Below are 16,547 nucleotides of genomic sequence, written 5' to 3' on the forward strand. Positions count from 1 at the left end.
TGGTATAAAATTAATTGATTACTGTTCTTCGGGCGACATGATGGCATACTTGTATATTTCCAACTCTGCCATAGCAAAAAAAGGATTTCCGTTTGTGGTTTCTTTCACTTCAAACCATAGCCAACGTACAGGAGTTGTTGCCGAAATAATTTCAGAATTAAATGTTTCACCTGGCGTACCCGACAAATCGGTATACGAAGCCAGTTCTATAACTCCCCCTTCGCTGATGTCAACAGAATTTCCATCTACAAATTTTACCTCATCGAAAAATCTTTCCGGATCATAGCTACTACTGCCATATACTTTCAATGTTTTCCATGAACCGTCGTTTGGCCGGTTGCTATTAATCGACTTAAACGAGAATGCGCTATATGCTTGCCCAAGGTCAATAATAACATAATGGGGTAATGCCACAGTCGTTTGCCATTGTGTATGGAAAAACGTGGTTTCGTCATTATCTATCAAAGCAGAAAACGGACGTGTAGCAAAGGGAGCATTGGTATACATGGCTGATGCATTCAAAGGAATCCTCTCGGGATTGGAGAAAATAGGCAATGCACTTTCCGCACGGGCAGAGATGGTAAAAATATTTCCTCCTGTATTACCTGCATTATAGGTTTGCAGTTTGAATTCGATTTCACCATACCTGTGTAGCAGGTTATCTATCAGAAGAGAGTTTGCTAAGGTACTTACTTGTCTCCGGTAGGCTTTTCCTGTTTCGGGAATAGTGTAACTGATTTCCACATACTTCAAGTTCTCATCTTCGGGAAGCGTCCAGCTAAGAAGAATACTTCCAGGAGACGATTCTGCTTTTATATCTGAGATATCCGAAGGTACCGGATATTTGTTCTCATCTCCTGAGCACGACATCAATCCACAAACGCTGCAATATATGCATACTATGATAAATATTATCTTTTTCATATTCTATAAAGTTTTAATATCCGGGATTTTGAATCATATTAGGGTTCTTTGTAATTTCGGAACTCGGTATCGGTAACAGATATTGCCGAGGAGCGTCAAATCTTCGCTGATCTTGCAATTCTACTATTTGTGCAAAATCCTGAAGATTGGTAGCTTGAATATTAAGACCTCTCATCGGAACATTGAAATAAACCTCTCCCAGTTTCCAACGGCGAATATCCCAGAAATTATGATTTTCCATATACAATTCTACCATACGTTCCTGACGGACGATGTCGGTAAGTGGTCCGTTGAGTCCCCCCTTTCCGTCAGAATAATCCAACAGCGGATGATGCTTCGCTTTCGCCCAACTATCTTTTACGTCCGGAATTCCGGCGTGTCTTCTTACTAAATCCAAATAATGCATTCCTTTAGCCGGATAACCTTCTTTGTCGTACCCTACACACGCCTCAGCATAATTAAGATAAAGTTCCGACAGGCGAATCACGGGCCACGGGTATTCGTAATTGTTTGGTTTAGTACTTTCGGCTGCCGCGTGTCCGGGATGTACCGATTTCTTGTTCAGATATCCGGTCTTGGAATAATTGTTTGTACGATTATCAAATAATCCGCAATTTTCATTTTTCAGGAATCCGGTGAGCCATTTGTTTCCATTTGAACGCTTTGCGTTAAAGCTGGCAGCATATGCATCCTTTTCTCTTTCAGTCCGGCATTCATAATATCCGTTCTGGAAAGCTATCCACGCATAAAAACGAGGTTCGCGATCAAGGTGCATACGCAATGTCTGTTTACCGGCTTCTGCAAATTCCATATCTTCTGGTATAGTGACAATATCAAGTCGGTTGGTATAATCAAATTCTGGATCTTCCTCAATGGGTAAACCGTTTTTTGTATAGAAACGGTCAATCATCGTTATTGTTGGAGCGATACCGTTCCAACCTCCTCCTTTCAACCAGGGAATCGATTTACGCTGAATACCTATCCCACCGGCTTTTCTTGTTTCTGCAAAAATCACTTCATGGCAATTTTCCTTATCCATATAAGAGAAACGCAGCGTACGTACAGTCGGATTCTGAGGTTCTGGAAAGTTGGCATAACTACCTGGTAACATTTCGTAAAGTTTATAGTTCTTTTCGGCAAGTTGAATAGCTTCCAATGCAGCGTCGGCCGCCAGTTTCCATTTGTTAGGGTCATATGTCTGATTAATTAGAGGTGTTCCCTCCTGGTTCTTGAATTCGCTATAATCACTGTTACCATTAAATAAAGGAGAAGCGGCGTAAAGCAACAAACGTCCCTTGAATGCTTTGGCTGCCGTAGAAGTGGCAAGTCCATATTCGTTTCCCGTACGCGTTTCGGGAAGTCTTTTCGCAACTTCATCAAACAAATTTGCTACCCATGCAACGCATTCGTCGTAAGGCGACCGCGAAAGGTAATTTTCGCGTGGTGTATCAAATTTAGGAGTCTCTTTCACTAAGACAGTAGGTCCATAGCATTTTATCAGCAGCATATGAAAATAGGCAATCAGAAAGTCGGCTTGCGCTATATAATCTTCCATTACTGCAGGCTCCAAACCGGGAACGGTATGGATATTGTCTTTCAGCAAATAGCACTGACGGATACCTTGAAACAACGTATTCCAATAACTTATGACGGTATTGTTCGCGTCGTAGTTACCCTCTGCAAACTTTACGTATGCGCATTGATTAAAAGGACTGATTGTTTCGTCACCCGCAAAATCCAGACAGTTATCGACATAGTTGGACTGAGGGAGATAACCATAGCATGAGTATAGATATTTCTCTGCCGCTTTAGAGTTAACAAACACATCTTTTTCTGTAGCTACCTCATCGGGAACAATGTCCAGATAATTGCAAGAATTCAGTAATACTGCCGCAAACAGGAAACTAAGAATATATTTTAATGTCTTTTTCATAATACATCACTTTTATTTATTATTAAACGTCATCTGGAAACCGATATTGAATACACGTTGTGTCGGATATTTAAGTCCGCTACCTCCTCCCTGTTCGGGGTCCCATAGGTCGAATTTGGAGAATGTCAGCAGATTGCTGCCACTAACGTATAAACGCATATTTTTATATGTATATCCTATTTCCGCATTTTTCAGTTTCAGGAAAGCGCCGTTTCTCATCCAGTAATCAGATGTCTTAATATTGTTTTCATTTGTATTTTTGGATAAACGAGGATAACCGGCATTGCAATTCTGATTATCTGGCGACCAACGTTCGTCTGCCACCCATTGCAGTACATTACGCAATGAACTGTCGCCAAACGGGTGGAAGCCATTAATGAACAAGGATGTTTTGGCTACGCCTTGAAAAAAGAATGAGAAATCCAGTTGTTTCCATTTGAATGAAGGACCGAAGCCATACACAATCTCAGGTACAGTCGGGTTGCCCAACCACACCCAGTCATTTGTATCAATAATATCGTCATCATAACCATGCATTCTCGATGCATTCTTATATTTGATGTCTCCTGCCTTTACCACTTGTCCTAATTGTTGATTATAATTGTCAGCTTCTGCCTGGTCTATAAACAGACCGTCCGAAAGATATCCGCTATTCATGTTACGGCTTACACCTACTTTGGACTGATAAGGATACTTGGGAGATTCGTCGCAAGCAACGATTTCGTTGTGAGCATACGTAAAGGTTCCTTTGAGATTGACAAAAAAGTCCTTAGACAATTTTTTATTATATCCCAGGGATAGGTCAACGCCGTGATTTTTCATTTTTGCCAAATTGCCGTATACGGCGGTGGAGGCGGTTCCCAAATAGTTCGGGATGGTAGTTTGCTGCTGGAAAATATCTTTTCTGTTTTCCCGGAAATATTCAACTGTGAGGTTCAACGAACGGAATAACTGCATATCTATTCCGACATTAAACTTAGCTCCTACTTCCCATGTAATGTCTTCATTGGCATAACGGTTATAAGTAGGTCCGTTCAATGCATAGTTCTGTTCAATACCGGTGGTGAATCCTTTGCCGCCTAAGTTAATTTGCGACATATAGATAAAACGTTGACCTCCAATCTGATCGTTACCAACCAAACCATACGAAGAACGTATCTTAAGTTTTGATACGACATTCCTCAAAGGTTTAAAAAGTTTTCTTCACTGATATTATACCCTATTGCAACCGAAGGAAACAATCCGAAACGATGTCCTTTGGCGAAATTTTCGGAGCCGTTGTAACCGACATTGGCTTCGATCATATACTTTTGGTCGTAAACATAAGAAGCACGTGCGGCGATTCCTTGCTTACGCTGAGGAAGCGAATTTATCAGATTGTTTCCCGGTGAGTTGTTTACCAGTTCGTCCTGATTGTAAATAAACATGGCATTTACATCATGCTTGCCGAAAACGCGGCTATAGTCTATCATTGCTTCAAAATACACCCGGCGTCTTCCCGAGTTGGAACTATTGATACCCATTGTGGTAGCTACCTCTTCTCCGATGCGGCTTACGTTATAGTCATAACTTCCATCCTCATTTTGAGTATAGTCGGTAATCATGAACTTATTCCATTTTGAAGAACGTGCATTGTTCGTTTGTGCCCAGTTTCTAAACGATGCAAGTGCTTTAAAGCGCAAACCTTTGGTGATGAAATTCAGTTTCTGCTCGTATTCAAGCGAGGCGATAACCGTACTTTCAAAATAATCATTATAGTTTGTTGTAGCCTGTGCTACCGGGTTAGGATATTGACCGATTAAACGTTGTGTACTGCCCCATTTTACATAGTCTGTGATTCCGTCAGGTTCGTAAAAGACCGGAAATTCGACAGGAGAAGTATCTATCGTGTTTTGGAAGATATCGTCCATTCCCATATTAGGTCGTATACCGTCTCTCAATTGTACATTGAGACGAAGCATTAACTTTGCAGTTGAGCTCAGATTGGCATTGATGTTGTTTTGGAAGTTGTAACGCATAATGTTGATGTTATTATCATACGAAAAGAAATCTTTCGAACGATTCTTCAACATACCGTCTTCATGCACTACCGTGATACCGGAGAAGTAATTCACCCGTTTGCCTCCTCCCCGGATATTGAAATGAATTTTTTCTGTAAAAGAGGTCTTCTTGAATAGTTCATTGTACCAATTCACATCCGGATAAACATATGGATTCCTCCGTTCTCTTGTGCCGGCTATCTTATCGGCACTATACAGTACATCTCCACTCCCATCATTGATAACAGCTTCGTTGAACAACTCCATATAGGTGGCTCCGTCTACAAACTTCGGAATGCTGGTAGGCCGTTGCATTTGTCCTTCAATGCGGAAATTAATAATCGGTCGGTCAACATTGTATCCCGATTTGGTAGTGACAATCATTACACCGTTTGCTCCACGGCTACCATACATGGCCGTGGCCGTAGCATCTTTCAAGATAGAAAAGCTTTCAATAATCTCGGGATCAAGATTATTCAAATCACTTGCCGATATCTGTACCCCGTCCAATATAATCAAGGGGTCGGTTGCATCACTTAAAGTAGCAATACCTCTAATCCAGAAACTTGCTCCGTCTGCACCGGGTTGTCCGCTGCGCTGAACAGCAACGACACCTGCGAGCCTTCCGGCAAAAGCAGTTGAAAGATTGGCTGCGGGAACTTTCAGTTCCGCCGGACGAACGGCTTCAACTGAACCTACCATACTTGCCTTCTTCTGTCCGGTTCCATAGGCTGTAACTACTACTTCTTCTATTTCTTTTACCGATTCTTTCAGTGTAATTGTCACATTGGAGCGATTGCCGACTTCTATTTCCTGAGGGATGTATCCGATAAATGAAACCTTAAGAACAACTTTTGATGAAGCAACGACAATAGAGTATAGTCCATCTATATTGGTAATCGTCCCGATGTCTGTTCCCGCTACTTGCACCGATGCTCCTATAATTGCATCTCCATGCTCATCTTTCACTAGACCGACAATTGTTCTTTTCCCTTGTTGCTGAGGATTGGGTGCAGATGATTTTATGTTTTTCAGAATGATTTGCCGGTCATTGATTTCATAGCTTACCGATAATCCTTTCAATAAGATGTCTAATACCTCGTCAACTTGTTTGTCTTTAACTTTGACATCTACTTTTTTGTTATTATCGAGTACTCCGCCATAATATAGGAATACAAACTCACTTTCTTTTTCGATATAATTCAAGATGCTTTTTATGGAAACATTGTTAAATTCGAATGTAAACTTTTTATTTTGCACGTATCCTGGTTGTGCATAGGCTGAAAGCGATATTGGAGTAAATAAAAATACTGTAAGGAGTATGATTTTTGATAAATTAGTAATCATACCCACATTAATCTGATTGTTTTTCATAACTTTGTGGAGTTTAAAGTATAACCATTATAAATTGGTTTAAATTTTTATTACTTATAAGCCGGATGGTACTGCAATACTGTCTGGCTTTTTTTTAGTGTCTCTTTCTTTATATCATAGGCTTCATTGTTTTAGTGGATTAAATTTGGGGTGTTATTCTCTCTTTTCTATATAGAATCCGGTTTCCGTCTCTTTATAACAAATCGGAGCTGTCACAGATATCCGTCGCAATATTTCGGCAAGCGGATGGTTTAAGTCGAGGTTACCATACATCGGCAATTCTTTCACAGAAGGATGGAAAGAAATATGCGTGTCGAAGTAACGTTCCAACTTTTGCAACACTGTTCCCAACGGTTCGGCATTCAATACCAACAAACCTCGCGTCCATGCTATGTAATCGGAAGCGACTACGGCGTGTTTCCCTTGAATGGCTCCTTCACAAACGGTTCCTAATTCATCAGGTGCAAGGAGTAATGTCTTTCTTGACGAATCTTTAATTCTTACTGCCCCGCGAAGCAAAGCAATTTCCGAAACCGAATTCTCGCTGTAAGCATTTACATTGAAGGCCGTACCCAAAACCTCTACTTCAAAACGTGTTGTTTTCACGATGAAAGGGGCCGATTCGTTCCGTTGTACATCAATGTATATTTCTCCGTCGACAAATATTTCTCTTCGTTTTCCGGAGAAAGCTCGTGGATATACCACTCGGCTACCGGAGTTTATATGCAATACCGAACCATCTGCCAACTGTAACTGAGTATGTTTTCCTTTAGGTACGATGAGTTGGTTATATTGATTTTCCTGTTCTGCTTCATCATTGTTGTTGTCCGATACTTTTTTCTTATCTATTAAAATAGAACCATCAGATGAATAAATGACATTATCCGCCTTTTGGAGTGAGATTTTTTTCTGAGACGACATGATAAGTTGAATCTCGTTCTCTGTATTTTCTATTTTTGGTAAGTTGGATGCCATATCTAAAATATCTTTTTCTCCTTTATATTTATTGGCGATTGCAAGTCCGAAAACCAACAATAGAACAGCAGCGGCAGAAACGGAAACTGCTATTCTGAAAAGATATCGACGCCGAATGGACTTGTCGGTTTGTTCAATCTTTTTGCTGACAGAATCCCACATTCTATCTATTTCGTTGGTAGAAGGCTCGATTTCTTGCGCTTTGAAATAGAAGATAAGTCCTCTGATAATGCGATATATGTTATGTTTATTATCCATCTTGCATTTATTTTTAATTAATACGGAATTATAGGAAAATACTACTCACTTTTTTGAAGAAATATTTAGCGATTATCTGTTTTTTTTGATGATAGTCGGAGTTGGAAAGCTATAAGAAACTCCTTATCTGTACTTGCTAAAGTGTAGATTTATAGCTTGTTTTATATTCGTAAGAGGAGCATGAACAATAAATTGCTGTTTTTCATCAAGCCACGCAGTTTTATTAATGCTCTACTCGCTAAGTTCATTGACGACTGCACATTGATATTCATAATCTCTGCAATCTCTTTGTGAGACAATTCTTTGACAAAGCGAAGATATAGAATTGTTTTCTGATTGGAAGGGAGCGAAGAGAGAGCCTTCAGTAATTGCTTGCTTAATTGTAAATCTTCGTCGTTTTTTAAGAACAGTGACTCAAACAGGTCATTCGATTCCGAAATATGAAAAGCAAATTCATCTAAGTTCGCAGTCTCTTTAGATAAAAGTAAATGGTCGTATAATGTATTGCGTAAGGCCTTTAACAGATAGGCGCGGGGACTGACTGTCTGCGAAAGCTCCTTGCTCTTATGTAATTTTACAAACACATCTTGGATACAGTCTTTAGTCAGTTCTATGTCCTGACAAAACTTTAGGCCGTAATTAAGCAATAAAGCATAATGCCTTTTGTATATTGTTTCTAATGCACATAAGTTACCTTCAATCAGTAAAGACCATAACGTTATATCATCCAATTCGTTGAAGTTCATTTCGGCTTGATGCTTTTTGTGTTACAATAACACGAATTAATTGTTCAAAAACAGAATGTCTAACAAATTTTTTAAAAGCAGTATAAAATAAATATGAAACAGTTCTTGTCGTTTCATATTTATACGCGGAAGAAAGAGCGATTCTTTTCATACCGCAAATATAAGCGATTTGTTTGTAAGAGTTTCCTTCTTTGGAGAGAAATATTTGTCTTAAATGCATTTATTATTGTCTGATGGATTTATGTGGGCGATACTGGTGCCATAACAGAGATTTGAGGAGTCGAATCCATAAAATGAGGCAAGGAAGAGGTTGAGTTGGGAGAGAGCCTACAGTGCTTCTCTATATATTTTTCTTTATTTTTTGAGAAATCATAGATAAAGCATTATCTTTGCTTATGTTAATTGCGGAATAATTTTTATACTATGAGTGTGAAACGTAGTGCTATACAAGAAAAAAGAATATATATCATCTCTGTCTTATGTCTGTTAGGGACGTTGTTGGGAGGAAATTCTCATTGTCTGGCACAGGGGCTTCTTTTCTACGGGAATGAGAAGAAAATAATAGAAAGATCTTCTTATCAGGTTTTTGCAGACAACAAGCTGCCCGATTTCTCCAATGAAATAAGAATCAGTTTTGCGTGTTCGATACAAAACATATAGAGCCCCGGCTATATTCTCCTCTTGAAAGACACTTGTAACAACAAGTCTTATAACCTGACCTATCTGTGTAGTGCGAAAGAAGCCTTCTTTATATTCTCGGAAGATGGTAAGAAATCCTATTACTCGACGTCGTATGCGATAGACTCATTGAAAAATAAAAAAGTGATTCCCGTCTCTTTGCATTTGTCGGTATCGCACAACCGGGCGGAAATCAAGATTGGTGAAGATAGTGTGTCGCTTGCGGGAGTAGGTCTCGAAGATGGGCGCTTTTCACCGATGGTATATTTCGGAATGTGCGATTACATCCTCGAAACAGCCTCTTTCTCCATATCCGACCTTTCGGTATCCAACGGCAAGAAGACTTGGAAGATGCCTTTGGACGAAGTCAGTGGCGAAGACGTGCACAACGACAGGGGAGAGGTAATCGGGCGGGTAAAACAACCGGTCTGGCTGATTAATCGCTCGTACCATTGGAAATCCGAGTTCTGCTATAACTCTTCCACTCCGGTTGGAGTGAATTTCAGCGAAAGAGAACAGAGGCTTTATATCTACAATAAGGATTCTCTGATTTACTACGACATACAAGCCGCGGCGTTGGAAGCCGGGGCTTATGGAAACCTTTCCGCTTTTCCGGGAGAACTTTGTTTGGGGATGAACTTTATCGACGACCAGTCTGGTAAGATTTATGCATATGAGCTGACCCGTGAGAAAAAGGTGGCGGAACTTTCGCTGGATACGATGCAATGGAGCGTTGCTTCGGCTGATTCTCTTGCTACTTACATCTGCCTGCATCATCATTGCGGCTTTTATCATCCTCATCAGAAGAAATTCATGCTCTTTGGCGGCTATGGCCTGAGACGATATAGCGATTGCTTTTTGTCGTATGAGGTGGAGAAAGCCCGTTGGGATACTATCCGGTTTGCCGGCGACCACATTCCTCCCCGTTTTTTTGCAGGGATGGCAGTTGCCGATAATTATAAGCGCGCCTATATTTACGGTGGAAAAGGCAATGAGGCGGGCGACCAGAATATCGGAGTACAATATTATTATGACCTTTATCGGGTTGACTTGGAGCGGCAGTCTGTCCGGAAGTTGTGGGAACAGAAACCGATGTCGCGCAATAACCGGGTGTGGCACGTAGCATGATTTTGTCTGAAGACGAGCAGTCGATTTATTTTTTGGGCTATCCCGAATACCTGCCTCAAACGTACGCGTTGCTTTATCGGATGAATATAGTCGATGGAAGTTACGAAGAGTTGGGCGATAGCATTCCCTTTGTTTCGGAAGAGATTGCTACGAACATCAATTTATATTACAGCCACAAACGGAAAGAGTTTTATTGTCTGGTGCAGGAGTTCGAGAAGCAAGGCGAAGCAAGCGTCAGGATGTATTCTTTGCAAGCTCCACCTGTTTCGCTGAACGAGATGAGGCGTTATGAGTTGAAAGCAGCCAGCGAGCGGTGGAAAGTGTATGCTGCCATCGGAATAGGGGTATTAATCGTTTTAGGCGTATGCTGGCGCGTGGCATACAAGAAGAAAAGGCGCGTGGCGAAGAGCGCTGGTGTACCTTCAGTCTCATCCACCGACGCAGGCATCGAAGCGGACGGAAAGGTCGGTAAGGCAGCGAAAGCAGAAGTCCCCGGCCTGACGGAAATCCGTTATAGGGAGCGGAATGCAATCTATCTTTTCGGCACCTTCTCCGTGCTCGACCGCGAAGGAAAGGATATTGCATATATGTTCTCTCCGAAGTTGCGTACCATTTTCCTCTATATCTTGTTGCACAGCATTTGGGACGACGGTGTTTTCTCTTCTGCCATGAATGAGATATTCTGGCCCGAGAAAACCAATGACAAGATTAAGAACCTGAAAGGAGTTGCCATCAACCACATTCGGAAGATATTGCAGGAAATCGACGGAATTGAACTTATACACGTGCACGAAAGCGGCCGTTTTGTCTTGAACACCTGCGATGATTTCTATTGCGACTATGCGAGTTTTGCCCATATGCTTCGTTCGGGCAGCCGTCCGTTGGATGCGGAAGCGGTCGGCCGGCTTCTGAAAATATGGATTCGCGGCTGTTTCCTGAATGCGACGGACCATGAACTGTTCGACGGTTATAAGTATAAAGTAGAGGAGACCATCCTGACCATCGTTCCCGTTGAGGTGGACAAGGCATATCGTGCGGCTAATTTTGCGTTGGTCGTTAAACTCTGTAATGTGTGGGCATACGCCGACCCGTTGAGTGAGCAGGGATTAAGCTATACCGTATGCGCCTATCGCAAGATGGGAAATCCGGAAGAGGCGTTGAGACGCTACAGCTCTTTTGCCGGTCTCTATAAGAAAACGATGAACGCCAACTATTCCATAGCCTATGAATCGATAAAACTTCCCTGATTCTGTCATTTCCTTTCGCTGCATACATTCCCATTATCTTGTCGGCCTTTCGACGGCTTATGCATAAAGCCTGAGCGACCGACAACGGGATTGTCGTCACTTCATGGAGTTTCAGTTTCGTTTCCTCCGTGTGAAACTTTAGTTCCATATAGGTTGAAACTCTGGTTTCACCAGGGAGAAACTTTAGTTCCATCCGCATTGGAACTAAAGTTTCAATGAATGGAAACTAAAGTTTCAAGCAATGGATACGCAAGTGCCACGCCTTGAAACGGCCGAAATCCCAAGTTAAGCCGAAACAGCGACAACTGCCTCTCTTTTTACCTCTCCTCTTTCTCTGAAAATGCAATACGCTTGTAAAGAACGATTTATAGGTGGGTTAATAAAAAAAAGACAGGGTTAATAAATTTATTAACCCATATTCGGACATCCCATTAACACCTCTTAAATATATTCGTGTCAGCTTCTTCCGGCCGGAGGAGGCGGACTGATTCGATGATATAAAATACTAAAACGATGGATGCACACGGTAATACCTCATGATGAACGGATGTGATTGTTCGTGAAAGAAAGTCAGATTGAAATCTTACATCATATCAATGATGACAAGGGATATATTTAAGTTCTAATCTAATTTATTATGTAAAGCATGGGAAAATACAAATTGCTTAACAAAACGGGCTGGCTGAAACGCCCGCTTTTCTGCTTGTTGCTCACTTATCCTCTGATGGCTGCGGCCGACGAGACTCCTTTGGAGACAGTGGTAAAGGAAACGGTAGAAATGGAAGCCACACAGCAAAAGAAAGTAGAAACGCGTACGCTGGTAGGAATCATTGTCGATAACTCTGATAATACGCCCGTGATAGGAGCCAATATCCGGATTAAAGACGAAAAAGTCGGAGTAATCAGCGATGTGGACGGACGCTTCTCCATCCAGATACCACGGGGAAAACACGTCACTCTCGAAATCAGTTACATCGGTTATGCGACCCAGACAATCTATATCACCGACCAGGGCGAGGTGAACATCAAGTTAGTGTCCGACGACAAGATACTGGAAGAAGTGGTCATTGTAGGAGCCGGAACACAAAAGAAAGTATCCGTGACGGGCGCCATCACCTCTATCAAAGGCGCCGTCCTCCATGCTCCCTCTTCTTCGCTTACCAATAACATTGCGGGCAAACTGGCCGGTGTAATATCCACCACCAGCAGCGGTGAGCCGGGTTCTTCTTCCGAATTCTACATTCGCGGCATCGGAACCTTCGGCGGACGTGCCACGCCGCTTATCTTATTGGACGGAGTGGAAATCTCTTCGAGCGACCTTAACCGCATCCCGGCAGAGAGTATCGAGAGTTTCTCTCTCTTAAAGGATGCTTCTGCCACCGCCATCTACGGTGCGCGCGGAGCCAACGGAGTGATGATGGTTACGACCAAAGAGGGAGAGCTGAATCAGAAAGCCAAAATCAACGTATCGGCAGAAGCCTCCATGCAGAGAAGTATGAAGTTCGTCGAGTATGTCGACGGGGCGCAATGGATGGAAGTGTATAACGAAGCCGCTATGGCAAGAGATAAAAACCCGATATACACGGCCGAAGAGATAGACCTTACCCGAAGTGGGAAATATCCGTACCGCTATCCGAGCGTAGACTGGCAGGATGTGATGTTCAAGAAGGCGACATGGAATGAACGTGCCAACATCAACATCTCCGGAGGCGGTTCGAAAGTCACTTACTACATGAGCTTGCAGGCTTCGCACGATACCGGTATGCTGAATATTCCGAAAACAGCGGGCGCAACTTTGAGGCTTCTTATAAGGCGATAAGAGCATTGGACGACAGACTGATACACTATGAAGGGATGAATGATGTGGCAGACATCGATTCGCGTATGTACCCTTCCATCGAAAGCATGATAGAGCAGGACAGGCAAGACCGTAACAAAACGTTTTTCTTGTGTGAATATGCCCATGCTATGGGAAATGCGGTAGGAAACCTCGAAGAGTACTGGGATTATATCGAGAATCATTCCAACCGTATGATTGGCGGATGTATCTGGGATTGGGTAGACCAGGGTATCAATATGCCCGGACAAAGTGCCGACAGATACTATTTCGGCGGCAGCTTCGGCGATTATCCCAACGACAATGACTTCTGCTGCAACGGACTGATTACTCCCGACCGGCGCGTGACTGCCAAACTGTGGGAGGTGAAGAAAGTCTATCAGTATATCACCTTCGACAAGAACGGCGAAAACAGCATCGGGCTGCGCAATCACTATTGTGTGTACAATCTGCACGATTTCAATCTCCGTTACACCTTGTTGAAGAACGGAGTTCCGTTCAGAGAAGAAGAATTCTCGCTACCCGACGGCAAGCCAGGAGAGCACAGAGCGGTACAGGTGTTGTATGAACGCTATCTGACGGAGGATGCCGGCTACCATATCAACCTGGAGGTGAAACTGAAAGAAGATTGTGTATGGGCAAAGGCCGGCCATGTGGTGGCTACCGAACAGTTCGAACTTAAGAAAGGTTCCGGAAAAGACATCGTCCCCGCACAGCAGGCAGGCGCCGGAGGTGAGATTAAGGTGGTCGAAGAAAGAGAACATCGCGTCTATTTCCGCGGGAATGCGTTTGAAGTCGCGTTCGATTCTAAAGAGGGAAAAATGACCGCTTTGAGATATCATGGCAAGAACATGATACACCAGCGCGAAGGCTGGGCTTTCAACGGATACCGCTCTATAAGTAACGACCCGCGCGAGTGGATGGATTCGCAAAAAGAGCTTACATCCTTTCAATGGGAGATGGCAGAAGACCGGCAATCGGCGACGGTTACCGTTCAGTTGGTGGAAAAGTTCGGCAAACAAGACGTGGCTTACTCCGTATCCTATCGCATACACGGAGACGGAAAAGTGCTTGTCGATGCTTCCTTCCAAACAGAACCCGGCTTTGACTTGCCGCGTCTCTCGTTGCAGAGTTTCCTGAATCCCGAATTGGAAAATATCGAATGGTACGGACGTGGCCCGATAGAGAACTATCCCGACCGTAAGAATGCCGCTTACATCGGCCGGTATAAGAGCACCGTTGCCGACATGGGCGAGTATTACACACGTTCGCAAACAATGGGCGGACGCACCGACACACGCTGGGTTGCACTGACTGCCGACAACGGAAAAGGACTTAAGATTACTTCGGCAGATGTTTTCAGTTTCAGCGCTTTACATTATACCGACAGGGATTTGTGGGAAGTGAAATACGGACACGACCTGGAGGATGTCCGCCGTTCCGAAGTTGTGCTTAATTTAGACTGCGTGCAACGCGGATTGGGCAATGCCAGTTGCGGCCCGGGACCCCGCCCGCAGTATGAGATAAAGAAAGATACGCTATATCGCTACTCTTTCTGCATAGAACCCGTTGAATGACAGGCAGTAACTTAAAATAGAATGGTGAAATGAAACATATCAATAAAGTCTTATGGTCATTCCTCTTGAGCAGCTCCTTGTTGGGCTGCTCTGAGGAGAAAGATGATTCGGTAAGCGACAAGGAATTGCCGTATGCCATCATAGGAGAGAACTCCAATATGCCTTCGGGCGGAATTATCATCGCCGAATTTGACGATGCCCCCCCCGGGAGAGGGAATTGCCCGAATGGTTGATGCCGATGCAGATACCAAATACACCACGGGCCACAACGCGTTTTCCATCGTATGGAATGGCGATCAGAGAGCCGCCGTGTCCAGCTATTCCTTGACCTCTGCCGCCGAGTCTGCCGGAAAAGACCCGAAGTCGTGGACACTTTCCGCATCAAACGATAACAAAATATGGATTACGCTCGATTCGAAAGAAGGAGAGACCTTCAAGGAAAGAAAGGAGACGAGAGTTTTCCATATTGAAAATGCCACAGCCTACAAGTATTACAAACTCGACATCAAAGACAATCACGGAAGCACTCAAACGCAAATTGCAGAGTGGACATTGAATCAGGAGGAAGCCATTATCAATATCGACGACTTAATCGAGAGACATGGCAGCGGTTTTACCTATAGCGACTCCAATCCAATGGGAACCCAGTACGAAAACAAGCATACGACCACCAAGCAAGACCGCGAATGGCTGGCAAATCCCGCGAATGAGCCGTTGCTGCTTCCGGATACGCCGGGGCTGACCCAATTCAAGGAGTTTTCTGTCAATCTGTATCCGTTTGGCGACCCCGTTCCGGCAGATGTCAACCAGTACGCTATCGGCGACTGTTGGGCTTTGGCCATCTTTGCGTCTTTCGCCTATCAGTGCCCCGATTTTATCAAATCCATTATTACAAAGAACGCGGACAATACATTTACCGTAAGGATGTTCGACCCTCAGGGGGAACGGGTGGATGTCTGTATCAAGCCCACCTTCCTGGCAGACGCTTCCGGCAACATTGGAGCGGTCACAGGAAAAAGGAATGTCCCGACATGGGCCACCGTATTGGAAAAGGCAATGATGAAATGGAAAAAGATATACCAGGTAAATCCGGACATCAACGGCATAGGCGGCTATCTGGTATCGCCCATGTTTACCGGTGCCGGAGGCTGTTTCGCCTTTGACCCCGGCAAATTTAAGCCGGCAGAGCTTGAACGGGTGGCAAAAGCGTGCCTGCAACAAAGGAAAATTGCGGGAGGCGGCTTTAATGTGGCGGATTTGCCTGCCGGACCGCTGACTACGGTAACCTATCATGCTTTCACGCTCATGCACTCGGCCGACCCCGACGCCCTGTTCTCCATGCGCAATCCGTGGGGGGTAGATGCGGCCAACGGCGATAAAGTTGACGGAGTCTTGAATATATACGACGACGGTGTTGTACCTCCGACTGTTGATTTTAGCATCATTGAACCCGGAATAGCTATCAATTATATGAAAAAGAACTTGGGAGCGTATATTCCTCCCCGCTACTCCTACGTCCCCATATACAAGGCATTGTCTTATGAAGTAAAATAGGAAATGATTATCCGCTATCTTTTCCCCTGCCTGCCAAATGACTTAATTATAACCTTATAATCAACTGTTTACAGCGCATATATTAACTGGACATTGGATATATATGCGCTGGACATTGGATATATGGATGCTGGAAATAGGCTATATATGCGCTGGAAGTTGGCTATATATGTGCTGTAAATCAGCTCTACGGAGAGGGAAATAACGAGACAGTAGAAAATCCGGGTCAGTCCAAAAACCCTGTGGATATGTTATGTTAATACTCGAAAGTGCACTA

At 43.5% G+C, this 16,547-nt stretch carries 8 protein-coding genes and 3 pseudogenes; 6 read left to right on the forward strand and 5 right to left on the reverse strand.

The window, feature by feature from the left end; all coding sequences use genetic code 11:
- Positions 1-18: 18 nt before the first annotated feature.
- The 5 genes and pseudogenes from QZ331_RS07050 to QZ331_RS07070 form a co-directional block, all read right to left on the reverse strand.
- On the reverse strand, positions 19-924 hold the full coding sequence (locus QZ331_RS07050) for a DUF4959 domain-containing protein (RefSeq protein ID WP_294629245.1): 906 nt from the start codon (positions 922-924) through the stop codon (positions 19-21).
- A gap of 13 nt (positions 925-937) precedes the next feature.
- Entirely contained in the window at positions 938-2,857 is a 1,920-nt protein-coding gene (locus QZ331_RS07055; protein ID WP_294629246.1) for a RagB/SusD family nutrient uptake outer membrane protein, read from the reverse strand.
- 12 nt (positions 2,858-2,869) lie between these two features.
- A pseudogene (locus QZ331_RS07060) lies at positions 2,870-6,270 on the reverse strand (TonB-dependent receptor).
- Between the two features lie 153 nt (positions 6,271-6,423).
- Positions 6,424-7,503 (reverse strand): FecR domain-containing protein, encoded by a 1,080-nt coding sequence (locus QZ331_RS07065; RefSeq protein WP_294629247.1) that lies wholly within the window; start codon positions 7,501-7,503, stop codon positions 6,424-6,426.
- Positions 7,504-7,664: 161 nt separating this feature from the next.
- Complete coding sequence (locus tag QZ331_RS07070) at positions 7,665-8,249, reverse strand: sigma-70 family RNA polymerase sigma factor (protein ID WP_294629248.1); 585 nt, start codon at positions 8,247-8,249, stop codon at positions 7,665-7,667.
- 681 nt (positions 8,250-8,930) lie between these two features.
- Here QZ331_RS07070 and QZ331_RS07075 point away from each other — a divergent pair.
- The 6 genes and pseudogenes from QZ331_RS07075 (at position 8,931) to QZ331_RS07100 (ending at position 16,270) form a co-directional block, all read left to right on the forward strand.
- A complete protein-coding gene (locus QZ331_RS07075; RefSeq protein ID WP_294629249.1) occupies positions 8,931-10,055 on the forward strand; it encodes a hypothetical protein in 1,125 nt (374 codons plus the stop codon).
- Positions 10,052-11,302 carry a hypothetical protein gene (locus QZ331_RS07080; protein WP_294629250.1) on the forward strand — a complete coding sequence of 417 codons (1,251 nt, stop codon included), beginning with the start codon at positions 10,052-10,054 and terminating at the stop codon, positions 11,300-11,302. Before QZ331_RS07075 ends, QZ331_RS07080 begins: the two co-directional genes overlap by 4 nt.
- A gap of 646 nt (positions 11,303-11,948) precedes the next feature.
- Positions 11,949-13,079 (forward strand): annotated as a pseudogene (locus QZ331_RS07085) (SusC/RagA family TonB-linked outer membrane protein); the annotation flags it as partial.
- 8 nt (positions 13,080-13,087) lie between these two features.
- Positions 13,088-14,716 (forward strand): annotated as a pseudogene (locus QZ331_RS07090) (glycoside hydrolase family 2 TIM barrel-domain containing protein); the annotation flags it as partial.
- A 29-nt stretch (positions 14,717-14,745) separates the two neighbouring features.
- A complete protein-coding gene (locus QZ331_RS07095; protein WP_294629251.1) occupies positions 14,746-14,949 on the forward strand; it encodes a hypothetical protein in 204 nt (67 codons plus the stop codon).
- A complete protein-coding gene (locus QZ331_RS07100) occupies positions 14,912-16,270 on the forward strand; it encodes a C2 family cysteine protease (RefSeq protein WP_294629254.1) in 1,359 nt (452 codons plus the stop codon). The genes QZ331_RS07095 and QZ331_RS07100 overlap by 38 nt, the downstream gene beginning before the upstream one ends.
- Positions 16,271-16,547: the final 277 nt, after the last annotated feature.

It is taken from the genome of uncultured Bacteroides sp. (genome assembly GCF_910586915.1).
Classification (GTDB): domain Bacteria; phylum Bacteroidota; class Bacteroidia; order Bacteroidales; family Bacteroidaceae; genus Bacteroides.